The sequence below is a fragment of the Leifsonia sp. Ger2509 genome (assembly GCF_055231915.1).
In genome coordinates, this window is record NZ_JBUYVB010000003.1 from 374,436 (window position 1) to 401,109 (window position 26,674).

The 26,674-nt window shown below is 66.5% G+C and carries 26 protein-coding genes; 13 read left to right on the top strand and 13 right to left on the bottom strand.

The window, feature by feature from the left end; translation table 11 throughout:
* Positions 1-44 precede the first annotated feature (44 nt).
* From pgl to tkt, 6 genes are read right to left on the bottom strand one after another with little or no spacing between them, the layout of a single operon-like run.
* Positions 45-815: a 6-phosphogluconolactonase gene (gene pgl, locus ACV7NN_RS02035; protein WP_463347922.1), complete on the bottom strand. Its 771-nt coding sequence runs from the start codon at positions 813-815 to the stop codon at positions 45-47.
* A complete protein-coding gene (locus ACV7NN_RS02040; protein WP_463347923.1) occupies positions 812-1,783 on the bottom strand; it encodes a glucose-6-phosphate dehydrogenase assembly protein OpcA in 972 nt (323 codons plus the stop codon). The genes pgl and ACV7NN_RS02040 overlap by 4 nt, the downstream gene beginning before the upstream one ends.
* On the bottom strand, positions 1,780-3,321 hold the full coding sequence (gene zwf, locus ACV7NN_RS02045; RefSeq protein ID WP_463347924.1) for a glucose-6-phosphate dehydrogenase: 1,542 nt from the start codon (positions 3,319-3,321) through the stop codon (positions 1,780-1,782). The genes ACV7NN_RS02040 and zwf overlap by 4 nt, the downstream gene beginning before the upstream one ends.
* Positions 3,322-3,347: 26 nt before the next feature.
* Entirely contained in the window at positions 3,348-4,958 is a 1,611-nt protein-coding gene (locus tag ACV7NN_RS02050) for a glucose-6-phosphate isomerase (protein WP_463347925.1), read from the bottom strand.
* Positions 4,955-6,067, bottom strand: a complete 1,113-nt coding sequence (gene tal / locus ACV7NN_RS02055) for a transaldolase (protein WP_463347926.1) — start codon at positions 6,065-6,067, stop codon at positions 4,955-4,957. The genes ACV7NN_RS02050 and tal overlap by 4 nt, the downstream gene beginning before the upstream one ends.
* 43 nt (positions 6,068-6,110) lie before the next feature.
* Positions 6,111-8,204: a transketolase gene (gene tkt, locus ACV7NN_RS02060; RefSeq protein ID WP_463347927.1), complete on the bottom strand. Its 2,094-nt coding sequence runs from the start codon at positions 8,202-8,204 to the stop codon at positions 6,111-6,113.
* Positions 8,205-8,481: 277 nt separating this feature from the next.
* Here tkt and ACV7NN_RS02065 point away from each other — a divergent pair, with 277 nt between their 5' ends.
* The 9 genes from ACV7NN_RS02065 to ACV7NN_RS02105 all read left to right on the top strand — a co-directional run bounded on the left by ACV7NN_RS02065 (position 8,482) and on the right by ACV7NN_RS02105 (position 17,228).
* Entirely contained in the window at positions 8,482-9,402 is a 921-nt protein-coding gene (locus ACV7NN_RS02065) for a heme o synthase (RefSeq protein ID WP_463347928.1), read from the top strand.
* A gap of 56 nt (positions 9,403-9,458) precedes the next feature.
* A complete protein-coding gene (locus ACV7NN_RS02070; RefSeq protein WP_463347929.1) occupies positions 9,459-10,013 on the top strand; it encodes a GNAT family N-acetyltransferase in 555 nt (184 codons plus the stop codon).
* A 49-nt stretch (positions 10,014-10,062) separates the two neighbouring features.
* A complete protein-coding gene (locus ACV7NN_RS02075) occupies positions 10,063-11,022 on the top strand; it encodes a COX15/CtaA family protein (RefSeq protein ID WP_463347930.1) in 960 nt (319 codons plus the stop codon).
* A 213-nt stretch (positions 11,023-11,235) separates the two neighbouring features.
* A complete protein-coding gene (gene sufB, locus ACV7NN_RS02080) occupies positions 11,236-12,654 on the top strand; it encodes a Fe-S cluster assembly protein SufB (protein ID WP_463347931.1) in 1,419 nt (472 codons plus the stop codon).
* Positions 12,655-13,905 (top strand): Fe-S cluster assembly protein SufD, encoded by a 1,251-nt coding sequence (gene sufD, locus ACV7NN_RS02085; protein WP_463347932.1) that lies wholly within the window; start codon positions 12,655-12,657, stop codon positions 13,903-13,905.
* Positions 13,906-13,925: 20 nt separating this feature from the next.
* Positions 13,926-14,228 carry a non-heme iron oxygenase ferredoxin subunit gene (locus ACV7NN_RS02090; protein ID WP_463351215.1) on the top strand — a complete coding sequence of 101 codons (303 nt, stop codon included), beginning with the start codon at positions 13,926-13,928 and terminating at the stop codon, positions 14,226-14,228.
* 6 nt (positions 14,229-14,234) lie between these two features.
* Positions 14,235-15,032: a Fe-S cluster assembly ATPase SufC gene (gene sufC, locus ACV7NN_RS02095; RefSeq protein ID WP_463347933.1), complete on the top strand. Its 798-nt coding sequence runs from the start codon at positions 14,235-14,237 to the stop codon at positions 15,030-15,032.
* Between the two features lie 9 nt (positions 15,033-15,041).
* Positions 15,042-15,371, top strand: coding sequence for a metal-sulfur cluster assembly factor (locus ACV7NN_RS02100; RefSeq protein WP_463347934.1), 330 nt, complete (start codon positions 15,042-15,044; stop codon positions 15,369-15,371).
* A 258-nt stretch (positions 15,372-15,629) separates the two neighbouring features.
* A complete protein-coding gene (locus ACV7NN_RS02105) occupies positions 15,630-17,228 on the top strand; it encodes an ABC-F family ATP-binding cassette domain-containing protein (protein ID WP_463347935.1) in 1,599 nt (532 codons plus the stop codon).
* A 4-nt stretch (positions 17,229-17,232) separates the two neighbouring features.
* Here ACV7NN_RS02105 and ACV7NN_RS02110 read toward each other — a convergent pair whose 3' ends face one another.
* From ACV7NN_RS02110 to ACV7NN_RS02120, 3 genes are read right to left on the bottom strand one after another with little or no spacing between them, the layout of a single operon-like run.
* Positions 17,233-18,081: an SURF1 family cytochrome oxidase biogenesis protein gene (locus tag ACV7NN_RS02110; protein ID WP_463347936.1), complete on the bottom strand. Its 849-nt coding sequence runs from the start codon at positions 18,079-18,081 to the stop codon at positions 17,233-17,235.
* Positions 18,078-18,311, bottom strand: a complete 234-nt coding sequence (locus ACV7NN_RS02115; protein WP_463347937.1) for a hypothetical protein — start codon at positions 18,309-18,311, stop codon at positions 18,078-18,080. Before ACV7NN_RS02115 ends, ACV7NN_RS02110 begins: the two co-directional genes overlap by 4 nt.
* Positions 18,308-18,715: a DUF3099 domain-containing protein gene (locus tag ACV7NN_RS02120; RefSeq protein WP_463347938.1), complete on the bottom strand. Its 408-nt coding sequence runs from the start codon at positions 18,713-18,715 to the stop codon at positions 18,308-18,310. Before ACV7NN_RS02120 ends, ACV7NN_RS02115 begins: the two co-directional genes overlap by 4 nt.
* Positions 18,716-18,833: 118 nt before the next feature.
* Here ACV7NN_RS02120 and fabG point away from each other — a divergent pair, with 118 nt between their 5' ends.
* Entirely contained in the window at positions 18,834-19,544 is a 711-nt protein-coding gene (gene fabG, locus ACV7NN_RS02125; protein WP_463347939.1) for a 3-oxoacyl-ACP reductase FabG, read from the top strand.
* Between the two features lie 67 nt (positions 19,545-19,611).
* Here fabG and serB read toward each other — a convergent pair whose 3' ends face one another.
* Both serB and ACV7NN_RS02135 read right to left on the bottom strand, forming a co-directional pair.
* Positions 19,612-20,319, bottom strand: coding sequence for a phosphoserine phosphatase SerB (gene serB, locus ACV7NN_RS02130; protein ID WP_463347940.1), 708 nt, complete (start codon positions 20,317-20,319; stop codon positions 19,612-19,614).
* Positions 20,316-21,557 (bottom strand): glucose-1-phosphate adenylyltransferase, encoded by a 1,242-nt coding sequence (locus tag ACV7NN_RS02135; RefSeq protein WP_463347941.1) that lies wholly within the window; start codon positions 21,555-21,557, stop codon positions 20,316-20,318. Before ACV7NN_RS02135 ends, serB begins: the two co-directional genes overlap by 4 nt.
* Before the next feature lie 46 nt (positions 21,558-21,603).
* Here ACV7NN_RS02135 and glgA point away from each other — a divergent pair, with 46 nt between their 5' ends.
* The 3 genes from glgA (at position 21,604) to ACV7NN_RS02150 (ending at position 23,975) form a co-directional block, all read left to right on the top strand.
* The gene (gene glgA, locus ACV7NN_RS02140) at positions 21,604-22,788 is read left to right on the top strand and encodes a glycogen synthase (protein WP_463347942.1); all 1,185 of its coding nucleotides are present in this window, start codon (positions 21,604-21,606) and stop codon (positions 22,786-22,788) included.
* 22 nt (positions 22,789-22,810) lie between these two features.
* On the top strand, positions 22,811-23,608 hold the full coding sequence (locus ACV7NN_RS02145) for an ABC transporter ATP-binding protein (RefSeq protein ID WP_463347943.1): 798 nt from the start codon (positions 22,811-22,813) through the stop codon (positions 23,606-23,608).
* Between the two features lie 115 nt (positions 23,609-23,723).
* Positions 23,724-23,975, top strand: a complete 252-nt coding sequence (locus ACV7NN_RS02150; RefSeq protein WP_345764731.1) for a type B 50S ribosomal protein L31 — start codon at positions 23,724-23,726, stop codon at positions 23,973-23,975.
* A 163-nt stretch (positions 23,976-24,138) separates the two neighbouring features.
* Here the strand turns inward: ACV7NN_RS02150 and ACV7NN_RS02155 are convergent, their stop codons facing one another.
* Both ACV7NN_RS02155 and treS read right to left on the bottom strand, forming a co-directional pair.
* Positions 24,139-24,825 carry an exonuclease domain-containing protein gene (locus ACV7NN_RS02155; RefSeq protein ID WP_463347944.1) on the bottom strand — a complete coding sequence of 229 codons (687 nt, stop codon included), beginning with the start codon at positions 24,823-24,825 and terminating at the stop codon, positions 24,139-24,141.
* Between the two features lie 60 nt (positions 24,826-24,885).
* The gene (gene treS, locus ACV7NN_RS02160) at positions 24,886-26,598 is read right to left on the bottom strand and encodes a maltose alpha-D-glucosyltransferase (RefSeq protein WP_463347945.1); all 1,713 of its coding nucleotides are present in this window, start codon (positions 26,596-26,598) and stop codon (positions 24,886-24,888) included.
* Positions 26,599-26,674 lie beyond the last annotated feature (76 nt).

Sequence of the window (26,674 nt, forward strand, 5' to 3'; positions counted from 1 at the left end):
CCGCCGAATTTCCGGTCGGGGCTTTTCTCGTTCGGACGGCGGGGTCAGTAACTGGGTGCGATCAGGTTCGCGGGAACCTCCGCCGCCGCGTCCTGGTCCACGAAGAACACGGTCCGCTTGCGCCCCTTGGCGCCGGCGACAGGGACTTCCGTATAGCTCGCCCCCGCCAGAGCAAGGCCGAGCGCCGACGCTTTGTCTTCGCCGGCCAGCACCAGCCAGATGCGATCGGATGAGTTCAATACCGGACGGGTGAGGCTGAGACGCTCCGGCGGCGGCTTGGGGGAGTCGCGCACCGCCACGACGGTGGCCTCGGTCTCCCTGATGCCCGCGCGGTCGGGGAACAGCGACGCGATATGGCCGTCGGGACCCACGCCGAGGAATGTGATGTCGAACCGGGGATAGCGCATTCCCTCGGTCGCATATGCCGCGAGCTCGTCCGCGTAGGCCGAGGCGGCCGCGTCCACGTCGTCGAGTTCGTCCGAGGCCGCGAACGGATGGATGTTCCCGGCAGGAACTGCGATGTTGTCGAGGAGCGCCTGTCGGGCCTGAAGTTCGTTGCGATCCTCGGACGATTTCGGAACCCAGCGCTCGTCGCCCCACCAGAAATGCACCTTCGACCAGTCGACGCTGTCGCGCGCGGGAGAGTCGTTGACCGCCTGGAGGACGCCGATACCGACGGTGCCGCCGGTGAGCACGATGTTCGCCGCACCGAGGTCGTCGATGATGTCGACGGTCTTCGTCAGGAAGCGCGCGGCGACGGAGCCGGTGAGAGCCTGCTTGTCCGGGTGGACGAGCACCCGTCGTTCGTTCGTCATCGCGTCGCGCCCACTCCTTCGTCGGCGGCCTCAAGCTCTTCGAGGCCCTTGGTGATCACCTCGCCGTACAGGTCGTCGGGGTCCAGCCTACGCAGTTCCTCCGCGAGACAGTCACGGAGGTTGCGGCGTGGCAGCGAAAGATCGTGGGTCGGCTGGCCGGGCTCCGAGAGTCGGGCGACATCGGGAATCTCTCGCTCGAGCTCGATGATCCCGGATGCACGGCCCAGGCGGACCCCGTGAATTCCGCTCGAACCGGTGGCACGCGAGGTCAGGTCGTGCTGGACGGGCACCTGCAACTGGAGGCGGAGCCACGCCGCGAGAAGCACCGTGGACGGCGAGTCGGCTGCGCCCGCGACCTCGACCGACTCGATGCTCTCGAAGGGCGGCTGGTCGAGCACTGCAGCGAGCTGCGCCCGCCACAGGGTGAGACGGGTCCAGGCGAAGTCGGTGTCGCCTGGCTTGTAGGTACGGGAGAGGTGGCGGAGCGCCTCGTGCGGATCGGGCTGCGCGGAAGCATCCGTGATCCGCCGCGTCGCGATGCGGCCGAGCGGGGACGCGGAGACGACCTCAGGAGCGGCTCCCGGCCACCAGGCGACGACGGGAGCATCGGGAAGGAGCAGGCCCGTGACCAGGCCCTCTTCGTCGCTGGCGGTCTCACCGTATGCGCGCAGAACGATGACCTCGCTCGCACCGGCGTCGCCGCCGACACGGATCTGCGCGTCGAGCCGGCCCTCGGACTCGGCCGGCGTGACATGGTTGGGGTCCTCCGTCGAGACGACGATGACGCGCATCGGATGCTCACGCGACGCATCGTTGGCGGCCTCGATCGCTTCCTCCTCCTGGCCGAGGTGCGTTGCGATGACGAGGGTGAGGACACGGCCGAGGGCGACCGCGCCGCCCTCCTCACGAATCTTGACGAGGGCCTTCGAGACTTTGCTCGTCGTGGTGGCGGGAAGGTCGACGATCATGGGCGTCTCCAGGTTCGGCCGTCGCGAGCGAGCAGCTCATCGGCGGAGCTCGGGCCCCAGGTTCCGGGGCGGTACTGTTCCGGCGGACCCTGGGTCGCCCAGTACTCTTCGATCGGGTCGAGGATCTTCCAGGAGAGTTCGACTTCTTCGTGGCGAGGGAAGAGCGGCGGGTCGCCGAGGAGCACGTCGAGGATGAGCCGCTCGTACGCTTCGGGGCTGGCCTCGGTGAACGCGTGTCCGTAGCCGAAGTCCATGCTCACATCGCGCACCTGCATGCCGGCGCCGGGGACTTTCGAGCCGAAGCGGATCGTCACCCCTTCGTCGGGCTGGACGCGGATCACGAGCGCGTTCTGACCGAGAGCGGACGTCTGGCTCTCGGCGAACAGTTGCTGCGGCGCCCGCTTGAAGACGACGGCGATCTCGGTCACGCGACGCCCAAGGCGCTTTCCGGCGCGGAGGTAGAAGGGCACTCCCGCCCAGCGGCGCGTTCCGATCCCGAGCTTCATGGCCGCGTAGGTCTCTGTGGTCGACTCCGGGTTCATCCCGTCCTCCTCGAGGAAGCCGACGACCTTCTCACCGCCCTGCCACCCACCCGAGTACTGGCCTCGTGCCGTTGCCGTGCTGAGGTCCTCCGGCAGCCGGACGGCCGCGAGGACCTTCTCCTTCTCTGCTCGGAGGTCCGCAGCGTCGAAGGAGATCGGCTCCTCCATCGCAGTGAGGGCGAGAAGCTGCAGCAGGTGGTTCTGGATGACGTCGCGAGCGGCGCCGATTCCGTCGTAATAGCCGGCCCGGCCGCCCACGCCGATGTCTTCCGCCATCGTGATCTGCACGTGGTCGACGTAGTTGGCATTCCAGATCGGCTCGTACAACTCGTTGGCGAAACGGAGCGCCAGGATGTTCTGGACCGTCTCTTTGCCGAGGTAGTGGTCGATGCGGAAGACCGAGTCCGGTGGGAACACCGACTCCACGACACTGTTCAGCTCGCGGGCCGTTTTCAGGTCGCTGCCGAACGGCTTCTCGATGACCACGCGCCGCCAATGCCCGGGCTCCTGGGTCGCCAGCCCGGACCGGCTGAGCTGCTCCGTCACCAGGGGAAACGCCTTCGGCGGGATCGACAGGTAGAACGCGTGGTTGCCCATCGTCCCGCGCTCGACGTCGAGTTTCTCGACGGTCTCCCGCAGTCTTTCGAAAGCGGACTCGTCGTCGAACTCACCGGAGACGAATCGGATGCCCTGAGCGAGCTGTTGCCAGACGTCGTCCTGGAACGGCGTGCGCGAATACTGCTTCACCGCGTCGTAGACGACCTTCTCGAAATCCTGGTCCTCCCAGTCGCGACGGGCGAACCCGACGAGCGAGAAGCCCGGAGGGAGGAGCCCCCGGTTGGCGAGGTCGTAGACCGCCGGCATCAGCTTCTTGCGCGACAGGTCGCCCGTCACACCGAAGATGATGAGGCTGCTGGGGCCGGCGATGCGATTGAGTCGCTTGTCGTACGGCACCCGCAGCGGGTTGAACTCCGGGGTGATTTCCACCGGGGACATTGAGCTCCTTGTTTCGCGTTGACGCGCTAGTTGACCGCGTCGAAGAGAGGCACGAGGTTCGCCTCCGGATCGGTGAGGTTGAGGGTGAGGACCGGACGCCCGTGCTCTGCGAGCACGCTCGCGTCGCCGTTCGCCTGAGCCTGGATCAGCTGCCCGAAGGTGAACGGCCGGTCGGGGATCTCGAGGTCCTCCGGTGCGTTCTCGGTGATCTGGAGGAAGACGCCCACGGCCGGGCCACCCTTGTGGAACTGGCCCGTCGAGTGCAGGAAGCGCGGCCCCCAGCCGAACGTGACCGGCCGGCCGGCTTTGGCCGCGAGCAGGTCGCGCAGTCCTTCGAGCTGGGGGAGCGCGACGCGGTCGACGTAGGCCTGGACCGACACGTAGCCGTCCGGTCCGAGCTGCGCGAGCAGCGCATCCACCACGCCGGAGAGCGTGCCGGCACCCGCGACGACGACCTCGGATCCGCGGACCTCGATGCCGTCCGCCACGAAGGACGGACTGGTCGGCTCCGGCCGGTTGTCGAGGAGACCGCGGGCTGCGATCTTCGCCGACTCCACGTCGGGCTGGTCGAACGGGTTGATGCCCAGAATACGACCAGCGACCGCCGTGGCGTACTCCCAGACGAGGAACTGCGCTCCGAGGCTCCCCGAAACGAGGATCTCGCCGTGGTGACGGTCGGAGGGGAACAGGTGGTGCGCCTCAGCGTTGTCGACGATGCGGACGACCTGGAGGTCTGGCAGGTTCGCCGAGAGTTCCGGGGCCAGCTTGTCGAGGACGACCGGGAGGATGCCGGTACCCTGCTTGCCGGTGGACTCGGCGATCAGCTGCTCGGCCCAGTCGGGCAGGCCGATGATGTGCGTGCCGTCGGAGATGAGTCCGAGCTTGTCCTTCAGCGGTTTGCTTCCCGCGATCGCGGCGGCGAGGATGAGCCCAGGGTTGGTGGGGTCGTCGATCGCGAGCTCGAGTGAGATCGTCTCCGCCTCTTCGAGCAGTTCTTCGATGTCGACACCGGCGAGCCCGGACGGGACCAGCCCGAACGCCGTCAGTGCCGAATAACGGCCTCCGACGTTGGGATCCGCGTTGAACACGCGGTAACCGGCCTCGCGCGCCGCGCCGTCGAGGGGTGAGCCCGGGTCGGTCACGACGATGATCCGCTCGCGCGGGTCGATGCCCGCATCACGGAACGCCTTCTCGAAGACCCGGCGCTGGCTGTCCGTCTCCAGCGTCGACCCCGACTTGCTGGAGACAACGAGAGCCGTGGCCTCGAGACGCTCGGAAAGTGCGGCGAGGACCTGGCCGGGAGCCGTCGAGTCGAGGATGGTCAGCTCGACGGCGGCGGTCTGCGCGATCACCTCGGGCGCGAGCGACGAACCGCCCATGCCCGCGAGGACGATCCGGTCGACGCCCTTGGCACGCAGTTCGTCGCGCAGCGCGACGATTTCGGGCACGAGCGGGCGCGAGATCGCGACGGACTCGGTCCAGCCGAGGCGCTTGGACGCCTCGTCCTCCGCATCCGGACCCCACAGCCCTGCGTCCTGGGCGGTGATCCCCGACGCGACGAGGTCGGCCACGAGCTGGGGGAGGGCGGCCTTGACCGCCGCCTCTGCTGCCCCGGAGACGTGGACCTTGAAGCTCATTTCGCGGCCTCGAGCGCGGCGGTCACGGTGTCGAGCAGTTCGTTCCAGGAGACGACGAACTTGTCGACGCCCTCCTTCTCGAGAAGCGCGGTGACCTCGTCGTAGGAGACGCCCAGGTTCTCGATGGCCTTCAGGACCTCGGCGGCCTCTGCGTAGGACCCGGTCACGGTGTCGCCCGTGATCACGCCGTGGTCGAACGTCGCGTCGAGAGTCTTCTCCGGCATCGTGTTGACGACGCCCGGCGCGACCAGCTGCGTCACGTAGAGGGTGTCGGGGAGGCTCGGGTCCTTGACGCCCGTCGACGCCCACAGCGGCCGCTGCAGGTTCGCCCCTGCGGCGAGGAGCGACTTGGCGCGGTCGGTCGCGAAAGCCTCTTCGAAGGCCTGGTAGGCGAGTTGAGCGTTCGCGACTCCGGCCTTGCTCTTGAGGGCGAGCGCTTCATCCGTACCGATGGCGACGAGTCGCTTGTCGATCTCCGTGTCGACCCGCGAGACGAAGAACGATGCGACCGACTGGATGCCCGACAGGTCGATCCCGGCGGCCTTCGCCGTCTCAAGACCGGTGAGGTACGCGTCGATGACCTGACGGTAGCGCTCGAGGCTGAAGATCAGCGTGACGTTGACGCTGATGCCTGCACCGATGGTCTCCGCGATGGCCTCGATGCCCTCGACCGTAGCGGGGATCTTGATGAGGACGTTGGGCTTGTCGACCTTGGCGGCGAGCTTCTTCGCCTCCGCGATCGTTCCGGCCGCGTCGTGGGCCAGTCCGGGCTCGACCTCGATCGAGACACGGCCATCGACGCCATTCGTCGCCTCGAAGATCGAGTGGAAGATGTCGCTCGCGTCGGCGACATCGTCGGTCGTGATCTCGAAGACAGCGTCGACGACGCCCGTGCCGGCCTGCGCGAGCTCGCGCACCTGCTCGTCGTACGCGTCGCCCTTGGAGAGAGCCGTCGCGAAGATGGTGGGGTTCGTGGTGACGCCGACGACGTTCTTCTCATCGATCAGCTTCTGCAACCCGCCCGACTGGATGCGCTCGCGTGAGAGGTCGTCGAGCCAGATGCTGACTCCGGCTTCGGAGAGCTGGGCGGTGGGTGTTGCGTCTGTCATGTCTTCTCTTCTCTTCTCTTCAGTGTGACGTTCTGGCCGGGCCTCAGAGGGACCCGAGCGATTCCTTGGCTGCCGCGACGGCGTGCTCGGTCGTCATGCCGAACTCGCGGAACAGGGTCTTGTAGTCGGCGGATGCGCCGAAGTGCTCGATCGACACGCTCCGACCGTGGTCGCCGACGTACTTGCGCCACGTGAGGTCGAGACCGGCCTCGATGGAGACGCGCGCCTTGACGGACGCCGGGAGGACGGATGCGCGGTACTCGTCGCTCTGCTCTTCGAACCATTCGAGGCTGGGAGCGGAGACGACGCGGGCGTTGATGCCCTCGGCGCGGAGCGCCTCGCGCGCATCCACCGCGATCTGCACCTCGGAGCCGGTCGCGATGAAGATCACGTCGGGCGTGCCGCCGGGCGCCTCCGCAAGGACGTATGCGCCCTTGGCGACGTTCTTCGCCGAAGCGAAGGTGTCACCGGTCGCGTCTCCTTCGCCACGGGCGAAGACCGGGATGTTCTGGCGGGTGAGCGCGATGCCTGCCGGACCCTGGCGGCGTTCGAGGATCGTCTTCCAGGCCCAGGCGACCTCGTTCGCGTCGCCGGGACGGACGACGTCGAGGTGCGGGATGGCGCGCAGGGTCGCGAGCTGCTCGATCGGCTGGTGGGTCGGTCCGTCTTCGCCGAGCGCGACGGAGTCGTGGGTCCAGACGAAGATCGACGGCACGCGCATGAGCGCCGACAGCCGGACGGCCGGCCGCATGTAGTCGCTGAAGATCAGGAACGTGCCGCCGAACACGCGGGTGGGGCCGTGCAGCACGATGCCGTTGATGATCGCCGCCATCGCGTGCTCGCGAATGCCGAAGTGCAGCACCCGGCCGTACGGGTTGCCCGTCCACTCATGCGTGGAGCGCTCGGCCGGGACGAACGAGGCCGCGCCTTCGATGGTGGTGTTGTTGGACTCCGCGAGGTCGGCCGAACCGCCCCACAGCTCGGGCATCAGCGGCGCGATCGCGTTGATGACCTTGCCGCTCGCTGCACGCGTCGAGACGTCCTTGCCGGCCTCGAACACCGGAAGCGCGGCTTCGACACCCTCGGGCAGCTCGCCCTTCAGCAGCCGCTCGAGCAGTGCCTTGCGCTCGGGGTTGGCATCCGCCCAGGCCTCGAACGCCACATCCCATTCGGCATGCGCCGCGAGACCGCGATCGACCGCCTTGCGCGTGTGCTCGATGACCTCGGGGTCGACGTCGAACGTCTTCTCGGGGTCGAACCCGAGGACCTTCTTGACGGCGGCCAGTTCGTCCGCGCCCAGCGCCGAACCGTGGATCTTTCCGGTGTTCTGCTTCTTCGGGCTCGGCCAGCCGATGATCGTCTTCAGGATGATCAGAGAGGGCTTGTCGGTGACCGCCTGGGCGGCGAGGATCGCGTCGTGGAGTGCGACGACGTCTTCGCTGTAGACGCCGGACTTCTTCCAGTCGACGACCTGGACATGCCAGTGGTACGCCTCGTAGCGCGCCTTCACGTCCTCGGTGAACGCGATGTTCGTGTCGTCCTCGATCGAGATCTGGTTGCTGTCGTAGATCGCGATGAGGTTGCCGAGCTCCTGGTGGCCGGCGAGCGACGACGCCTCGGAGCTCACGCCTTCCTGCAGGTCGCCGTCACCGGCGATCACGTAGACGAAGTGGTCGAACGGGCTGGTGCCGGGCTCCGCCTCGGGATCGAACAGACCGCGCTCGAAGCGGCTGGCGTACGCGAAGCCGACCGCGGACGAGATGCCCTGGCCGAGCGGGCCGGTCGTGATCTCAACGCCGTCGGTGTGGCCGTACTCCGGGTGGCCCGGCGTCAGCGAGCCCCAGGTGCGAAGCGCCTCGAGGTCGGTGAGCTTCAGCCCGTCGCCGGCGAAGTAGAGCTGGATGTACTGGGTCAGCGAGCTGTGACCCGCGGAGAGGATGAACCGGTCGCGCCCGAGCCAGTCGTGGTCCTGCGGGTCGCGCTTCATCACCTTCTGGAACAGCAGGTAGGCGGCCGGCGCCAGGCTCATGGCGGTGCCGGGATGCCCGTTGCCGACTTTCTCAACCGCATCCGCTGCGAGGACGCGCGCGGTGTCTACCGCCTTGTTGTCGATGGGATCCCATTGCAGAGCTGCCACGTGAAAACTGACCCTTCGTAGAGAGGGTGACGGGCCGTCATGTCCCGCACCGATTGAGGTAGTGCGCGCCGCGGACGTCTTCGGCACCTGACGCGTGCACCCGTGCGAGACCTACAAAGAGGACCGGGGGTGAAGGCGCTTCGGCTGGCGAGCATCTCCAAGTATAGGTAACACGCGCGAAACGTGACATGTTCCCGTAACGTACGTGCGCCACTCGGGTCGGCCGCGCGACGACGATGCCATAGAATCGTGTGGGGATTCGAGCGTTAGAGGAGCAATGGACGTCGCTGTAGAGAGCCGAGTAGACCCGGGTCGAATCGGCGCACGGCGCAAGCTCCAGGCCTATCTCGCCCTTACGAAGCCCCGCGTGGTCGAACTGCTGCTCGTCGTCACCGTCCCGACCATGATCCTCGCCCAGAACGGCATCCCCAACCTGCTGCTGGTGCTCGCCACCGTCCTCGGCGGGGCGATGAGCGCTGGGGCTGCCGGCGCCTTCAACTGCTACTTCGATCGCGACATCGACCGCGTGATGAACCGCACCAAGAACCGTCCGCTGGTCACCGGGGAGCTCTCGGACCGTGAAGCACTCGTCTTCGCCTGGGGCCTCGGCGTGGCCTCCATCCTCGTGCTCGGCTTCCTCGCCAACTGGCTGGCCGCCGCACTGTCCCTCGTCGCGATCCTGCTGTACGTCGTCTTCTACACGCTCATCCTGAAGCGCCGGACCCCGCAGAACATCGTCTGGGGCGGCGTCGCGGGCTGCATGCCCGTGCTCATCGGCTGGGCCGCCGTGACCGGGTCGCTCGCCTGGGCACCGTTCATCCTGTTCTTCATCATCTTCCTGTGGACACCACCGCACTACTGGCCGCTGTCCATGAAGTACCGCGACGACTACAAGTCCGCAGGCGTGCCCATGCTCGCGGTCGTCCGCGGCCGCGCGGTCGTCGGGCTCCAGGTGATCCTCTACGCGTGGGCCACGGTCGCCTGCTCCCTGCTCCTCATCCCTGTGGCGCACATGGGCGTCCTGTACACCGCTGTCGCCGTCGGCACCGGCGGCTGGTTCATCTACGAATCGCACCGCCTCTACAGTCTCGCGATCCGGCACGAGGTCGTCTCGCCGATGCGCGTGTTCCACGGCTCGATCGCCTACCTGACGCTGCTCTTCCTGGCGATCGCGATCGACCCGCTGCTGCCGTTCTGAGCCGTCCCGGCCCGCAGGGCTGGTCGTGTTCCCTCGCCGGACCGTAGTCTTGGCGCATGACGGTCACGCTTCGCACGGAGCGGCTGGTTCTCGACGCCCCCGAGCGGTCCGACGTCGACACGATCCTCGAATTGTGCCAGGACCCCGAGATCCATCGCTGGGTTCCGCTGCCGTCCCCGTACGAGCGGTCGAACGCCGAGTTCTTCGTCGACAGCTATGTGCCGCACGGACTCGCGAGCGGGGCGTACGAGACCTGGGCGATCCGCACGTCTGCCGACCCTGCCCTCATCGGCGCAATCGAACTCCGTCGTGACGTCGCGGAACGCTCCGCATCGATCGGATGCTGGCTGGGAATGCCCTCGCGTGGGCACGGCTACATGAAGGAAGCCGCGGCCGGGGTCGTCGACTACGCACTGAGCCCGGCCGGGCCCGGATACACGCGCCTGCGCTGGGAGGGGCTCATCGGCAACGTCGCGAGCATGCGGATCGCGACCTCGCTCGGATTCGTGATCGAGCCGGGCGTCGGACGCACCACCGAATTCCGTGGAGAGCAGCGGCCGGCGTGGCTGGGCGTGCTGGTGGCGTCGCCCGCGTCCGGCAGGCACGCCTGACGACTGCGATCACGGGAATCGGCCAGGTGGCGGCCGGTTACGATGGAGTGTGCAAACCCCGCTCGCTTACCTGGCCGCGCGCTACACCCTCGGACCGCGATCGCTTCGGTGGGCGACCACCGCGGCGCTGGTCGTCAGCATCATCATCGTGTTCAGCGGGGGAGTCGTGCGTGTCACCGGCTCAGGGCTCGGCTGCCCGACGTGGCCGAGCTGCGAAGTCGGATCGCTGACACCGACGCCGGCCCTCGGCATCCACGCGATCATCGAGTTCTCGAACCGGATGATGACGGGCGTTCTCTGCGCAGCCGTTGCGTGGGTCATCATTGCCGCCAGGCTGCAGAAGCCGCGCAACCGCACCATGACCCGCCTGGCATGGTCGCAGTTCTGGCTCGTCGTCGCGAACGCGATCGCCGGGGGAATCACCGTCTTGACCGCCCTCAACCCGTATATCGTCGCCTTCCATTTCGTCATGGCCATCGCCCTCCTGACCACGACCGCGCTCACCTGGCATCGCGCCCACCTGAGCGAGACCGCAACGGTGTCGATTCCTCGCTACGCACGCGTGCTCAGCTACACGCTTCTCGCCGTCACGCTCCTGCTGATCCTCGTCGGCACGCTCGTGTCGGGTTCCGGGCCGCATTCCGGCGACTCGGCCGAGGTTCCGCGGATGACGTTCGACTGGTTGAACATCACGATCGTGCACGCCGTTCTCGGCACGGCGACACTGGCACTCGCTATCACACTCCTCGCCGTTCTGGCTCGCATCCCCGACGCGCGGCTCGCCCGCCGCCGCACATTCACGTTCATCGTCGTGCTGCTCCTGCAGGCCGGGATCGGCGTCGTCCAGTCTGTGACCGGCCTGCCGGATGCGCTGGTCGCCCTGCACCTGCTCGGTGCGGCTCTCGTCTGGGTGGGCGTCCTGCGGGTCGTGCTCGACGTCAACCCCGGGCTCTTTCCGACCGTCTCGATCGCACGTGCCGAAGCAGAGCCCTCACTGTCAATTCGGTGACACTTCGACGTCTGCTGTGAGCCTGCCTGTAGAATGAAGTGTTCGTGACGCGCGCCCTCAGGCGCCGGGGCAGCGTCGCCCGTGTCCTCGAATATTTTAGGTACGCACACCAGCCACTCGCACAATCGTGAACCGCCGAAGCGACGCATGTCGTCGAGGTGGGGAATGAGCCGGAATGACAGCCGGTTACGTGTGGTAGGAAACGAGGTAGAAATGTCAGACATCCTGATCGACCGCCCCGAACTCAACAGCCTCGGGCAGTACGAGTTCGGCTGGGCCGATTCCGACGTTGCAGGCGCATCCGCCCGCCGTGGGATCTCGCCGGAGGTGGTCGCCGACATCTCGCACCTCAAGAACGAGCCGGAGTGGATGCTGCAGCGCCGCCTCAAGGCTCTCCAGCTCTTCGAACGCAAGCCGATGCCCACCTGGGGCGCGGACCTGTCGGAGATCGACTTCGACAACATCAAATACTTCGTGCGGTCGACCGAGAAGCAGGCCCAGACCTGGGAAGACCTGCCCGATGACATCAAGAACACCTACGAGAAGCTCGGCATCCCCGAGGCCGAGCGGCAGCGTCTCGTCGCCGGCGTCGCTGCCCAGTACGAGTCGGAGGTGGTCTACCACCAGATCAACGCGGAGCTCGAAGCCCAGGGCGTGATCTTCATGGACACCGACACGGCCCTCCGCGAGCACCCCGAGTTCTTCGAGGAGTACTTCGGCACGGTCATCCCGAGCGGCGACAACAAGTTCGCCGCGCTGAACTCCGCCGTGTGGTCCGGTGGCTCGTTCGTCTATGTGCCGCCCGGAGTGCACGTCGACATTCCGCTCCAGGCCTACTTCCGCATCAACACCGAGAACATGGGCCAGTTCGAGCGCACGCTGATCATCGCCGACGAGGGCAGCTATGTGCACTACATCGAGGGCTGCACGGCCCCGATCTACAAGTCGGACTCCCTGCACTCCGCCGTCGTCGAGATCATCGTGAAGAAGAACGCCCGCGTGCGCTACACCACGATCCAGAACTGGTCGAACAACGTCTACAACCTGGTCACGAAGCGTGCGACGGCTGCCGAAGGCGCGACCATGGAGTGGATCGACGGAAACATCGGGTCCAAGGTCACCATGAAGTACCCGTCGATCTACTTGATGGGCGAGCACGCGAAGGGCGAGACGCTGTCGGTCGCGTTCGCGGGTCCCGGGCAGCATCAGGACGCCGGCGCGAAGATGATCCACATGGCCCCGTACACCCAGTCGTCGATCGTCTCCAAGTCGATCGCCCGTGGGGGAGGCCGCGCCGGCTACCGCGGTGAAGTGCGTGTCGACCAGAACGCCCACCACGCCGCCAACACCGTGCGCTGCGATGCGCTCCTCGTCGACACCATCTCGCGTTCCGACACCTATCCCTCCATCGACATCCGTGTCGACGACGTGCAGCTTGGGCACGAGGCGACCGTGTCGCGCGTGAGCGAGGAGCAGTTGTTCTACCTGATGTCGCGCGGAATGCCGGAAGACGAGGCGATGGCGATGATCGTGCGCGGCTTCATCGAGCCGATCGCGCGCGAGCTTCCCATGGAATACGCACTCGAACTCAACAAGCTCATCGAAATGGGCATGGAAGGATCCGTCGGCTAAATGAGCACGGCAACAACACCGACGCCCACCACCGCGGCCACCGGCCCCACATCTGAACAGCACGGAATCAAGAAGCACTCCGACGGAGGATGGGGACTGGTCCCCATCCAGACCCGATCCGAGCGGTTCCATTCGACGAACGTCGAGGATTTCCCGGCCATCACCGGTCGTGAAGCGACCTGGAAGTACACACCCGTCGCGCGTATCGCCGAGCTGACCTCGAGCGAGCTCGACGGCTCGCCCTACGATGTCTCCACGACCGATACCGACGGCGTGAGCATCGCCTGGGTCGGTCGCGACGACGCGCGCATCGGCGTGGCCGGCTCGCCCGAGGAGCGAGCATCCGCCAACGCGTGGACCAGTTTCGAGAAGGCCCTCGTGATCTCGGTGACCGGTGAGGACGATAAGGAGTTCACTCTCACCCGCGCTGGGCTCGGCGAGAAGGCTCGTGGCGCCCACACCATCGTCGAGGCCGCACCGTTCAGCCGTGCGACGCTCATCCTCCAGAACACCGGGCCCGCCCACCTGACGGAGAACGTCGAGATCGTGCTCGGCGAATCCGCAGCGCTCACCGTCGTGAGCGTGCAGGAATGGGATGACGACGCACTCCACGTCGCCACGCACTTCGCCTCTGTCGGGCGGGATGCGCGGCTGAAGCACATCGCGGTGACGCTCGGCGGCAGTGTCGTCCGGCTCAATCCGGCCGCCCACCTCGTCGGCGCCGGCTCGGACGCCGAACTGCTCGGCGCGTACTTCGCGGATGCTGGGCAGCACCTCGAACAGCAGGTCTACGTCTTCCACGACGCACCCCACACGCGCAGCCGCGTCACCTACAAGGGAGCGCTGCAGGGCGAGGGCGCGCGCACGGTCTGGGTGGGCGACGTGCTCATCGGCCCGAAGGCCGTCGGCACAGACACCTACGAGCAGAACCGGAACCTCGTGCTCACCGACGGCGCGCGCGCAGACTCCGTGCCCAACCTCGAGATCGAGACCGGGGACATCCTCGGCGCCGGTCACGCGAGTGCGACGGGCCGGTTCGACGACGAGCAGCTGTTCTACCTGCAGTCCCGCGGCATCACGGAAGACGAAGCGCGTCGCCTCGTCGTCCGGGGTTTCCTCGCCGAGATCGTGCAGCGGATCGGGTCGCCCGCTCTGCAGGAGCGCCTCACGGCCGCGATCGAAGCCGAGCTCACTGCACTCACGCCGCCGCAGGACGCCGGCGCACAGGCTCTCACCGCGGAGGAGAAGTAGTGGGCACGAGGGTCTGCTCGATGGACGAGCTCGTCGAGAACCAGGCGATCCGCGTCGTCATCGATGCAATTCCGATCGCGATCGTCAAGGACTCGTCCGGAGCGGTGCACGCGATCGGGGACACCTGTACGCACGGCGAGATCTCCCTCTCCGAAGGCTTCGTCGAAGACGAGACGCTCGAATGCTGGGCCCACGGCTCGCAGTTCTCGCTCGTCACGGGCAAACCCCTGAACCTGCCGGCGTACGAGCCGGTTCCCGTCTATCCGGTCGAGCTGATCGACGGAGACGTCTACATCGACCCGACCGTAACGAAAGAGATTTAGAAGCACATGTCAGTTCTTGAGATCCGCGACCTCCACGTCACCGTCGAGACGGAGCAGGGCACGAAGCCCATCCTCAACGGTGTCGACCTGACCATCCGCGAAGGCGAGATCCACGCCATCATGGGTCCTAACGGCTCGGGCAAATCGACGCTCGCCTACACGATCGCCGGGCATCCCAAGTACAAGGTGACCAAGGGCACGATCACACTCGACGGCGAAGACGTCCTGGCGATGACCGTGGACCAGCGTGCTCGCGCCGGTCTGTTCCTCGCAATGCAGTACCCGGTCGAGATCCCGGGTGTCACCAACCAGAACTTCCTCCGCACCGCGAAGACCGCGATCGACGGCGAGGCTCCGCCCATCCGCGGCTGGGTCAAAGAGGTCCGCGAGACGATGACGAAGCTGCGCATGGACACCTCCTTCGCCGAGCGCAATGTCAACGAAGGATTCTCGGGCGGCGAGAAGAAGCGCAACGAGATCCTCCAGCTCGAGCTTCTCAAGCCCAAGTTCGCCGTACTCGACGAGACCGACTCCGGACTCGACGTCGACGCCCTCAAGGTCGTCTCCGAAGGCGTGAACCGCGCCAAGGAGAACACGGGTCTCGGCATCATGCTGATCACCCACTACACGCGCATCCTCCGCTACATCACGCCGGACTTCGTGCACGTGTTCGTCGCGGGCCGCGTCGCTGAGGAGGGCGGTCCCGAGCTGGCCGACCGCCTCGAAGAGGAAGGCTACGACCGGTTCACCGAGACGCCGGAGCCCGCCGTCGAAACCGATGTGCCCGCTCCAGCGGAAGCGTAGGCTGGCGATATGGTCACCACCCTGAGCCCGGAGCTCTTCGACCAGGTCGAAGAAGCCCTGAAAGACGTGGTCGACCCCGAGCTCGGGGTCAACGTCGTCGACCTCGGCCTGATCTACGACCTGGGCTGGGACGACGAGAACAACGCGCTCGTCATCTCGATGACCCTGACGAGTGCCGGCTGCCCGCTCACCGACGTTCTCGAGGAGCAGACCGCGGAATCACTCGACGGGATCGTCGAGGCGTTCCGGATCAACTGGGTCTGGATGCCGCCGTGGGGTCCGGAACGGATCACCGACGACGGCCGCGACATGATGCGCGCCATCGGCTTCGCGATCTGACCCGTGATCGTTCGCGTTCGGTGAAGAGCCGAGTGCGAGCAGCCGAGTGCGTGGACGATGGCCTGCCTGCGCCCGGTACGACCGCAGTGGGCCCGGTGCGTTTCCGTCGCTCGTGCACGTCCGGACCGGCAGAGGCCGGAGTCCGAATGCAGTCGACCGTAGAAGTCTCACGGAGAACGTGCGGGGACTTCGAAATATACTTGCAGGTACACCCCTACCCCCTGTCGTGGTTTCACGACGAAAGAATGGACGACTTCTGTGCTCAGTGTGCACGACCTTGAGCTCAGAGTAGGAGCCAGACTTCTGATGCAAGGAGTCGACTTCCGCGTTGCGGACGGCGACAAGATCGGGCTCGTCGGTCGCAACGGCGCCGGCAAGACGACGCTCACCAAGGTGCTGGCAGGGGAGAGCCTTCCCACCGGAGGACGCGTCGACCGCAGCGAAGAGATCGGCTACCTGCCGCAGGATCCCCGCTCGGGCAACCCGGAAGACCTCGCACGCACGCGCATCCTCGACGCACGCGGACTCGGCAGCATCGTGCTCGGCATGCAGCAGTCCACGCACGACATGGCCAGCGACGACCCCGCCGTCAGCGCTGCCGCGATGAAGAAGTACGGGCGGCTCGAGGAGCAGTTCCACATGCTCGGCGGCTACGCGGCGGAGGCAGAGGCCGCATCCATCGCCAGCAACCTGAACCTGCCCGATCGCATCCTCGACCAGCAGCTGAAGACCCTCTCCGGGGGTCAGCGACGTCGCATCGAGCTCGCGCGCATCCTGTTCTCGGACGCCCGCACGATGATCCTCGACGAGCCGACGAACCACCTCGACGCGGACTCCGTCATCTGGCTGCGCGAGTTCCTGAAGAGCTACACCGGAGGCTTCATCGTGATCAGCCACGATGTCGAACTCGTCGGAGAGACCGTCAACCGTGTGTTCTACCTGGATGCGAACCGCCAGGTCATCGACATCTACAACATGGGCTGGAAGAACTACCAGCGGCAGCGCGCAGCCGACGAGGAACGTCGCAAGAAGGAGCGCGCCAACGCAGAGAAGAAGGCAGGCGCGCTTCAGCTCCAGGCTGCGAAGTTCGGCGCCAAGGCGACCAAGGCCGCCGCGGCGCACCAGATGGTCGCGCGCGCTGAGAAGCTTCTCGCGGGGCTCGAGGAGGTGCGCTCTGTCGACCGGGTCGCCAAGCTCCGCTTCCCGACGCCGGCACCCTGTGGGCGCACTCCGCTGCAGGCGAGCGACCTGTCGAAGAGCTACGGATCACTCGAGATCTTCGCAGCCGTCGATCTGGCCATCGATCGCGGCTCCAAAGTCGTCGTGCTCGGACTGAACGGCGCGGGCAAGACCACGCTCCTTCGGATGCTCGCAGGAGTCGACCGGCCGGACACCGGGCAGATCGAACCCGGACACGGCCTGCGGATCGGCTACTACGCGCAGGAGCACGAGACCATCGACGTCAAAGCATCCGTGCTGCAGAACATGATGTCGTCGTCGCCGAACCTCACCGAGACCGAAGCGCGACGCGTGCTCGGATCGTTCCTGTTCACCGGCGACGACTCGCACAAGCCCGCCGGGGTGCTCTCGGGCGGCGAGAAGACCCGTCTAGCGCTCGCGATGATCGTCGTCTCGGGTGCGAACGTGCTGCTGCTCGACGAGCCCACGAACAACCTCGACCCGGCGAGCCGCGACGAGATCCTCGACGCTCTGGCCCACTACGAAGGCGCGGTCGTGCTCGTGAGCCACGACGAGGGCGCCGTCGAAGCGCTCAACCCTGAACGGGTCCTCATCATGCCCGATGGCGTCGAGGACCACTGGAACAAGGACTACCTCGACCTGATCTCGCTGGCTTAGCCGTTCAGCTGGAGCGTTCGAGCAGGTCGTCCTCGATCTCGGCATCCGTGCGCGCCCTCAGAGACTTGCGACGTTCCCGATCGGCCGCACGCGCCTGTTCGGCCGGGTCATCCTCGTTGAGCTTGCGGTACTCGGTACGCAAGGCGTAGCCGAGTCCGAAGAATCCGATCAGCGCGAAGATGATCCACTGGATCATGTACGACCAGTGCAGGCCCTCATCCTGGGTAGGCGCGGCTGTCACCGTCGATGCCGGTGCGGATGCCGGGGATGGATCCTGAGAATCGAGCAGTCCGTATGCCGCCGTGTAGACGTCCCCGCCGATCCGTGTGCGGATGTCCGGCAGCTCGATCGTCGCCACCTGGTTTCCGACACCCGAACGCCCATCCAGTCGCGGCTCGCCCGGCTTCAGCCGTGCGATGACCGTGACCTGGCCGCCAGGGGCGGCCGGAACGCTGTCGGGCGCATCCGTGCGGGTCCCCGTGGGGACCCATCCGCGATCCACGATGAACAGGGAACCATCGGCCAGCCGGAGCGGCGTGAGGACCTCGAAACCTGGGGTGCTGTCGAGCGGCCGGTTGCGGACGAGGAGTTCGTCATCCGTCACATACGTGCCGGTCATGCTGACGCGCTTCCACTCCTGGCTCCTCGAGAACGACGTGAGGGTGGGCAGCACCTGCTGGAGCGGAACCGGCTGCGAGTTGAAGTTGGCGTCGAGGAGCGCGTTCGCTGCCGCGGCCTCCTTGCTCCGCGCGAGCTGCCAGGCGGAGAGCCCGCCGCAGGCGATCGCGAACACGATCGCGAATGCGATGTACCCGAGCCAGCGGCGGGAGAACGCGAACCTCCAGCCCTTCACGAAGCCGCTCCGCCCACGCCGGTCGGTTCGATCGCGACAACCTGCAGGGGGAACTCCCGCGCAGCGAGGAACTCACGCAGGAAATCAACGTGCTCCGCGCACGCGAGCCAGACCTTCACACGATCCTCCGTGTGGATCTTCGGGTTGCGCCACTCGATGCGCCACACGGCCGTCTCGCGGCAGTTCGCGCGCGAGCACGTCAGCGCCTCCGGTTCACCGAACCCGATCACGTGCCATGCTCCCTCCGCCCGCCTTCGCCTTCGTCGTCTTCGCCTTCGTCTTCGTCGACCGCGCCATCGCCTCGGTCGCCCGAACGCGCATCCGCGCCCGAACGTGCATCCGACCCCGCATCCGCACCCGGCGAAGAGACCGGAGGCGTCATGGGAATGATATTGCCCGGTCGCTGAACATCCACTCGACGGGGGTCGGCCCCGACATTGGCGATCACCACGGCGAAATAGGGCAGGAGCACCGCGCCGATCGCCGGGATGACCGCCCACCAGCCCGGCACGAACAGGATCGAGATGATGCAGAGCACACGGATGCCCATCGCCACCGAGTACTTGATCATCCGGCGACGTCGCTCCTCGTCAGGCGAGAGCGGAAGGTTCGTGATCGACTGTTGCTGCTTCATGTCCGTTACCGGTGCCGCGAATCGGGCCCGATCCGTCCCCTCAAGCCTACGTCCAACCCAGACCATAAACTGGTACGCGTTGTCAGGCACACGGCCTGCACACAGGAGAGGATCCCGGATGACAACCCCACGCACAGTGCTCGTGACCGGCGGAAACCGCGGCATCGGTTTCGCGATCGCCGAGGAGTTCCTGGCGCAGGGTCACCGCGTCGCCGTGACCGCCCGCTCAGGCGAGGGACCGGAGGGAAGCCTCACCGTCCGCGCGGATGTGACGGACACCGCCGGCGTCGACGCCGCGTTCGCCGAGGTCGAGGAGAAGCTCGGCCCCGTCGAGGTCGTCATCGCGAACGCGGGGATCACCCGCGACACCCTCCTCATGCGCATGACCGAAGAGGACTTCGACACCGTCGTCGACACGAACCTGGGCGGCTCCTTCCGTGTGATCAAGCGCGCGTCGAAGAACATGCTCAAAGCGCGCTATGGCCGCATCGTGCTCATCTCGAGCGTGGTCGGCCTCCTCGGATCCGCAGGACAGGTCAACTACGCCGCGTCGAAGGCCGGGCTCGTCGGCATGGCGAGGTCGATCACGCGAGAGCTCGGGGCGCGCGGGATCACGGCGAACGTCGTTGCGCCCGGCTTCATCGAGACCGACATGACGGCCGCGCTGCCGGAGACGCAGCAGGCGGAGTACAAGCGAAGCATCCCGGCCGGGCGTTTCGCGACGCCGAACGAAGTCGCCAAGGTCGTCGCCTGGGTCGCAGGGGACGACGCCGCCTACATCTCAGGCGCGGTGATCCCCGTCGACGGCGGGCTCGGGATGGGGCACTGACGCTGGAGCTGAAAGGATTGCACCGCGATCCCGCGACGCCAGTCCCGAGGCAGCTGCGCTGACGAGGCTAGCCCCGCAGGCCGAGCAACCCGAGCACCTGCGACAGGTCCTGACGGTCGACGACGACGTTCGCTTCGGCACGCACACGCGGCTTCGCGTTGAACGCGACCGATAAAGCGGCTGCCGCCATCATCCTGAGATCGTTGGCACCGTCCCCGACTGCGATCGTGCGGGTCAGGGGGATGCGGGCTGCCGCCGCCCACTCGAGGAGCGCATCCGCCTTGGCCTGCGCATCGACGATCGCACCGACCAGCCCACCGGTGAGCACTCCGTCGGAGACCTCGAGCCGGTTGGCTCGCCAATGGTCGAGGCCGAGCCGGTGACCCAGCCCGTCGAGGACTTCGTGGAAGCCGCCCGAGACCACACCGACAGCGCCGCCAGCAGCGCGCACACCGCTGACGAGGTCCGAGACGCCGTCAGTCACGCGGACCCGTTCGCCCACGTGCTCGAACACCTCGATCCGTAACCCGGCCAGGGTCTTCACCCGTTCCCGGAGGCTCGCTTCGAAATCGAGTTCGCCGCGCATCGCCCGGTCGGTGATCTCGGCGACCTCCGTGCGGGAGCCCGCCTCCTCGGCGAGCAATTCGATCACCTCGTCGTGGATGAGGGTCGAATCCGCGTCGAGCACCACGAGGAATCGGGGCGAGCCGGCGGTCTGTTCAGTTGCGGCGCTGGGCACGCCCGGGGCGCTGAGCGCGGTGGAACGCTGCGTCATGGAACGACGTGTACTCCCTTGCCGACGACGGTGATGCCGGACTCGGTCACGGTGAAGCCCCGAGCGCGGTCGCGAGCGGGGTCGACGCCGATGGACGCACCGGCGGCCACGACCACATCCTTGTCGAGGATAGCGCGGCCGACGAAAGCGTTCGGTTCGATGACGGCCCGCTCGAAGACGACGGAATCGACGACGTGCGCGCCAGACTCGATCTTCGCCCACGGCCCGAGAACGCTGCGCTCGAGATGCGCCCCGGAGATCACGCTTCCGAGCGACACGATCGAGTCGATCGTCACCCCGAGCGACCCACGGCCGTCGCGGACCAGCTTCGCCGGGGGAGAGTTCAGCTGCTGGCTGAAGATCGGCCACCAGCGGTTGTAGAGGTTGAACACCGGTAGCGCGGAGATGAGGTCCTGGTGGGCCTCGAAGAACGACTCGATGGTCCCGACATCCCGCCAGTAGTAGCGGTCGCGGTCGGTCGAACCCGGAACGTCGTTTCGGTTGAAGTCGTACACGCCGGCCTCGCCGCGGTGGACGAAGTCGGGGATGATGTCACCACCCATGTCGTGGTTCGAGTCCGGGCGGTCGCCGTCGCGGATGACCGCCTCGATCAGCGCATCCGCGTCGAAGACGTAGTTGCCCATCGACGCGAGCACCTCGTTCGGCGAATCCGGAAGCCCGACAGGGTCCGTGGGCTTCTCACGGAACGCACCGATGCGGTCCGGATGCTTCGGGTCGACCTCGATCACGCCGAACTGGTCGGCGAGACCGATGGGCTGGCGGATCGCCGCAACCGTCGCCGGAGCACCCGACTCGATGTGGGCATCGATCATCTGGGCGAAGTCCATGCGGTAGACGTGATCGGCGCCGACGACGACCACGATGTCGGGCTTCTCGTCGCGCAGGAGATTGAGGCTCTGCAGGATCGCGTCCGCCGAGCCGCTGAACCAGCGCTTGCCCAGCCGCTGCTGAGCCGGAACGGACGCGATGTACGAGTTCAGCATCCCGTCGAGACGCCAGGTCTGCGACACGTGGCGGTCGAGGCTGTGGGACTTGTACTGGGTGAGCACGACGACCTGGCGGAGGTTGGAGTTGATCAGGTTCGACAGCGCGAAGTCGATCAATCGGTACTGCCCGCCGAACGGCACGGCCGGCTTGGCGCGATCGGCAGTGAGGGGCATCAGCCGCTTCCCTTCGCCACCAGCAAGGACGATGCCGAAGATCTTTGTGCCAGCCATGGGTCAAGAGTAGAGGCAACCTCCCGGCTGTACTAGCGTTCAGGTCATGCGAGTCGATCTGCTCACCCGTGAATATCCGCCGGAGATCTACGGGGGTGCTGGGGTGCACGTCGCAGAGCTCGTGCGAGCACTCCGGGTCGACACCGAGGTGGTCGTGCGCTGCTTCGGAGCCCCGCGCGATGAACCCGACACCTACGCGTACGGCGTGCCTCAGGAGCTCGCAGGCGCCAACGGCGCGATCACGACGCTCGGCGTCGACCTGCGGATGGCGCAGGACGCGGGCGGTGCCGACATCGTGCACTCGCACACCTGGTACGCGAACGCGGCAGGGCAACTCGCATCCCTGCTGCACGGTATCCCGCACGTGATCACGGCCCACAGCCTGGAGCCGCTGCGACCCTGGAAGGCCGAGCAGCTGGGTGGCGGCTACCGGGTCTCGAGCTGGATCGAACGCTCGGCGTTCGAGTCGGCGGATGCGGTCATCGCCGTCAGTGACGGCATGCGACGCGACATGCTGCGCAGCTACCCCGCCCTTGACCCCGACAAGGTGAAGGTCGTCTACAACGGCATCGACCTGGAACGATGGAAGCCGCTGGAAGACGACGACCTCGCCCGGTCGCTGGGGGTGGACCCGGATCGTCCGGCAGTGGTGTTCGTCGGACGGATCACCCGCCAGAAGGGCCTCCCGTACCTTCTGCGTGCCGCGCGCCTCCTGCCCGCGGATGTGCAGGTCGTACTCTGCGCCGGCGCCCCTGACACCCCGGAGATCATGGCCGAAGTCACCCGGGGCGTGGAAGCCCTCCAGGCCGAACGCGCCGGGGTCGTGTGGCTGGACCGGTTGCTCAGCCAGACGGAACTGCGTGCAGTACTCACCGCATCCACCGTTTTCGTCTGCCCGTCGATCTACGAACCGCTCGGAATCGTGAACCTCGAGGCGATGGCCTGCGGCCTGCCGGTCGTGGGGACGGCCACCGGCGGCATCCCCGAAGTCATCGTCGAGGGAGTGACCGGTCGCCTCGTGCCCATCGACCAGCTCCAGGACGGCACGGGAACGCCGACCGATCCGGATGCGTTCGTGGCAGAACTCGCGGCCGCACTCATCGAGGTGCTCGGGGACCGTGACCGGGCTGCGCTCATGGGCAGCGCGGGCCGGCTGCGCGCCGAAACAGCGTTCAGCTGGAGCTCCATCGCCGAGCAGACACGAGAGATCTACCGGTCGCTTCTCGCCTGAGAACGCCCGGTAGGCTAGAACCATGGCCAGCGTTCTCAAGCTCACTGATGTGTCCATCGTCCGCGACGAGAATACGATTCTCGACAGTGTGAACTGGACCGTCGAGCCGGACGAGCGGTGGGTGATCCTCGGTCCGAACGGCGCAGGAAAGACCACTCTCCTGCAGATCGCCGCGGCCGCATTGCACCCCACGAGCGGCAAGGCCGACGTGCTGGGGGAGAGGCTCGGCAAGAGCGACCTGGCAGAGCTCCGTCCCAGGATCGGGTTCGCCTCGAGCGCGATGGCACGACGCATTCCCCGCAACGAGACCGTGCTCGATGTGGTCATGACGGCCGCCTACGCGGTCACCGGGCGCTGGAACGAAGAGTACGAGGAGATCGACGAACGTCGCGCGCACCGCGTACTCAACGAATGGAACCTCGGCCACCTCGCGGAGCGGGCGTTCGGAACGCTCAGCGACGGTGAGCAGAAGCGGGTCCAGATCGCGCGCGCAGTCATGACCGACCCGGAGATCCTCCTGCTCGACGAACCGGCCGCCAGTCTCGACCTCGGCGGACGCGAGGAACTGCTGCAGTTGCTCGGCGGATTCGCGAGCGACCCGCGGTCGCCCGCGATCGTGATGGTCACGCATCACGTCGAGGAGATTCCGCTCGGGTTCCGCAACGCCCTCCTTCTCCGCACCGGCGGCATCGTCGCCCAGGGGACCATCGACAATGTGATCACCTCCGAGAAGCTGAGCGACACGTTCGGCCTCGGCATCGAACTCACCGAGTCCGACGGGCGCTTCAGCGCACGAGCGTCGGTCGCGGCGGAGTCCTGAACCATCTGCTAAACTCGATAGCTGGCCCACGAGCCACCATGCTTCTCGCCCCGCGCGACACACGTGCAGCGCAGCGGGCAAGACACCCTAATCACTAAGTAACAAGGAAGTCCTGATGAAGACTGACATTCACCCCGAGTACGCTCCGGTGGTTTTCCGCGACCTGGCCTCGGGTGCGACGTTCCTTACCCGTTCCACGGTGACGAGCGACAAGACCATCGAGTGGGAAGACGGCAACACCTATCCGGTGATCGACGTCGAGATCTCGTCCGAGTCGCACCCGTTCTACACGGGCAAGCAGCGCATCCTCGACTCGGCCGGCCGTGTCGAGAAGTTCAACTCGCGCTACAAGGGCTTCGGCAAGTAACCACCTGCCATCGAAAAGGCGACCGGCTCCGGCCGGTCGCCTTTTCGTGCGTACTGCGGTATCCCGGTGAACGGCGGCTGCGCAGGCGACGGCAGGCTGCGCGCACGCGGACGGGAACGCCAATCGCACCCGAATGGCGCCGGCGTACCCATGGCCCCCGGCGTCAGCGGACGGGCCACGCGCCCGACGTGGTGAACAGCGGGTTGTGCTCGCGGCGCATGTAGGCCTGGAAGTCCTCGGCCTGCTCCTGGCACCACTGCACCTGGCGGAGGTGCAATTCGGCGGCCTCCAGGGCAAGCTCTTCGGTGTGGACCCGGGCGAGTGCCTGAGCGACCCGGCCCGCGGCGATCGCGTCGGCGCCCGCGTCGTGCGCGTCGGTCAGGTCGACGCCGTAGAACAGCGCGGTCAGTTCGAGGGTGCGCTTGCCTTTGCGGTACTTGTCGACCGCCCTATCGATCACGAGCGGGTCGATGATCGGTGCGGGCGCACTTAGCGGCTGGATGCCGTAGCGGAGCGCTTCCCGGTTCAGCAGGGTGAAGTCGTATGGCGCGTTGTAAGCGACGACGGGCGTGCCCCGTTCGAACACGGCCCGAAGGGCGAAGACGATCTGCGCTACTGCCTCGGCCGCGGGTAGTCCGCGGGTGCGAGCATGCTCCGTGGTGATACCGTGCACCGCCGTCGCTTCCACCGGGATCTCCACACCGGGATCGACGAGCCAGTCATTGCGTTCGACGACCACGCCCTCGGAGTTCAGGAGCCCGACATGGGCTGACACGATCCGGGAGGTCTCGACGTCGATTCCCGTGGTCTCGAGATCGAATACGCCCAGTTCTTCGTGCCAGTTGCTCATAGTCCAAGGCTAGGCGAGACCACTGTCACTGCCCGCCGGCACACGCGGGAGGCGCTCAGGTCAGGCACGCGTGGTCGGCTCGATGTGCAGCCAGTAGAAGTTCTGGGTCCCGAGGGTCAGGCTGAAGCGCCCGTCATCTGCGACCGTCGGGAACTCGCCGCCGCCGAACAGGTCGTACAGCCGGGAACCGGCGAACTCCGGCGCTTCCAGCGTCACCGCGACAGGATTGTGCGCGAAGCTGAAGACACAGAGCACATCTTCGGGCAGATCGCCGAAGTGCGTGCCGCTGCCCGCATACGAACGGATGAACGCGAGAACGGACTCGTGATCTGTCTGCAGGACACGGATCGATCCGAGCCCGAAAACCGGGTGCGCCTTGCGCACGTGGATGACGTTCCGGATCCAGTGCAGCAGTGACCGGGACTGGGCGAGCTGCGCTTCGACATTGATCTGGTTGTAGTGGTAGACCAGCGACTGCACGACCGGGAGGAAGATCTTCCCCGGGTCCGCCGTCGAGAACCCGGCGTTGCGGTCCGGCGTCCACTGCATCGGGGTTCGCGAGCTGTCACGGTCGGGCAGCCAGATGTTGTCGCCCATCCCGATCTCGTCGCCGTAATACAGGAACGGGCTCCCCGGCAAGGAGAACAGCAATGCGTGCGCGAGCTCCAGCTCGGCCCGCGAGTTGTCGAGCAGCGGGGCCAGGCGGCGACGGATGCCGATGTTGGCGCGCATCCGCGGGTCGTACGCGTACCAGCCGTACATCGCCTGCCGGTACTCCTCGCTGACCATCTCGAGCGTCAGCTCGTCATGGTTACGCAGGAACACGCCCCAGCCGGCGCCCTCGGGGATGTCCGTCGTCTCGGACAGCACCCGCACGAGCTCACCGGCCTGCTGCGACCGCAGCGAGTAGAAGATGCGCGGCATCACCGGGAAGTCGAACGCCATATGGCATTCCGGCTCGTCCTCGGTGCCGAAGAAGGCTGCGACCTCGCGCGGCCACTGGTTTGCCTCCGCGATCATGACCCGCCCGGGATAGTCGTGGTCGACCATCGCCCGCAGCCGCTTGATGAACTCGTGCGTCGGGGGCTCGCCTTCGCCGTTTCCTTCGTCCGACTCGTAGAGGTAGGGGATCGCATCCAGCCGGAAGCCGTCGACACCCATGTCGAGCCAATACCGGATGATGTCGAAGATGGCCTCGTGCACGGCCGGGTTCTCGAAGTTGAGGTCGGGCTGGTGCGAGAAGAAGCGGTGGAAATAGAACTGACGGCGCTCCGAATCGAACGCCCAGTTGGAGTCCTCGGTGTCGACGAAGATGATGCGGATGTCAGGCCACTTGTCGTCCGTGTCGTTCCAGACGTAGAAGTCGCCATACGGCCCTTCCGGGTCCGAGCGCGACTGCTGGAACCATTCGTGCTGGTCCGACGTGTGGTTCAGGGGAAGGTCGATGATCACGCGCATGTTCCGCTCGTGCGCCTTCGTCACCAGGTCTTTGAACTCGTCGATCGTTCCGAACTCGGGAAGGATCGTACGGAAGTCCGACACGTCGTAGCCGCCGTCCCGCAGGGGAGACGTGAAGAAGGGCGGGATCCAGAGCGCGTCGATCCCCAGCCACTGCAGGTAGTCGAGCTTCGACGTGAGCCCCTGGAGGTCACCGGAGCCGTCACCGTTGCTGTCCACGAACGAGCGGATCATCACCTCGTAGAAGACGGAGCGGCGATACCACTGGGGGTCGAGTGTGAGTCCTGGCAACGTGATGGGCGCGGTGAAGCTCACGATTCTCCTTCCGGGGCCGTGGCCTTCTGCAAGCGGTTACAACCGTTCGAGTCTAGGTCTTAGTACCGGGGCCCTG

Coding starts and splice junctions, on each gene's coding strand:
- pgl (WP_463347922.1), bottom strand. CDS start 815: ATGACGAACGAACGACGGGTGCTCGTCCACCCGGACAAGCAGGCTCTC.
- ACV7NN_RS02040 (WP_463347923.1), bottom strand. CDS start 1,783: ATGATCGTCGACCTTCCCGCCACCACGACGAGCAAAGTCTCGAAGGCC.
- zwf (WP_463347924.1), bottom strand. CDS start 3,321: ATGTCCCCGGTGGAAATCACCCCGGAGTTCAACCCGCTGCGGGTGCCG.
- ACV7NN_RS02050 (WP_463347925.1), bottom strand. CDS start 4,958: ATGAGCTTCAAGGTCCACGTCTCCGGGGCAGCAGAGGCGGCGGTCAAG.
- tal (WP_463347926.1), bottom strand. CDS start 6,067: ATGACAGACGCAACACCCACCGCCCAGCTCTCCGAAGCCGGAGTCAGC.
- ACV7NN_RS02065 (WP_463347928.1), top strand. CDS start 8,482: ATGGACGTCGCTGTAGAGAGCCGAGTAGACCCGGGTCGAATCGGCGCA.
- ACV7NN_RS02070 (WP_463347929.1), top strand. CDS start 9,459: ATGACGGTCACGCTTCGCACGGAGCGGCTGGTTCTCGACGCCCCCGAG.
- sufB (WP_463347931.1), top strand. CDS start 11,236: ATGTCAGACATCCTGATCGACCGCCCCGAACTCAACAGCCTCGGGCAG.
- sufD (WP_463347932.1), top strand. CDS start 12,655: ATGAGCACGGCAACAACACCGACGCCCACCACCGCGGCCACCGGCCCC.
- ACV7NN_RS02090 (WP_463351215.1), top strand. CDS start 13,926: ATGGACGAGCTCGTCGAGAACCAGGCGATCCGCGTCGTCATCGATGCA.
- sufC (WP_463347933.1), top strand. CDS start 14,235: ATGTCAGTTCTTGAGATCCGCGACCTCCACGTCACCGTCGAGACGGAG.
- ACV7NN_RS02100 (WP_463347934.1), top strand. CDS start 15,042: ATGGTCACCACCCTGAGCCCGGAGCTCTTCGACCAGGTCGAAGAAGCC.
- ACV7NN_RS02120 (WP_463347938.1), bottom strand. CDS start 18,715: ATGAAGCAGCAACAGTCGATCACGAACCTTCCGCTCTCGCCTGACGAG.
- fabG (WP_463347939.1), top strand. CDS start 18,834: ATGACAACCCCACGCACAGTGCTCGTGACCGGCGGAAACCGCGGCATC.
- serB (WP_463347940.1), bottom strand. CDS start 20,319: ATGACGCAGCGTTCCACCGCGCTCAGCGCCCCGGGCGTGCCCAGCGCC.
- ACV7NN_RS02135 (WP_463347941.1), bottom strand. CDS start 21,557: ATGGCTGGCACAAAGATCTTCGGCATCGTCCTTGCTGGTGGCGAAGGG.
- glgA (WP_463347942.1), top strand. CDS start 21,604: ATGCGAGTCGATCTGCTCACCCGTGAATATCCGCCGGAGATCTACGGG.
- ACV7NN_RS02145 (WP_463347943.1), top strand. CDS start 22,811: ATGGCCAGCGTTCTCAAGCTCACTGATGTGTCCATCGTCCGCGACGAG.
- ACV7NN_RS02150 (WP_345764731.1), top strand. CDS start 23,724: ATGAAGACTGACATTCACCCCGAGTACGCTCCGGTGGTTTTCCGCGAC.
- ACV7NN_RS02155 (WP_463347944.1), bottom strand. CDS start 24,825: ATGAGCAACTGGCACGAAGAACTGGGCGTATTCGATCTCGAGACCACG.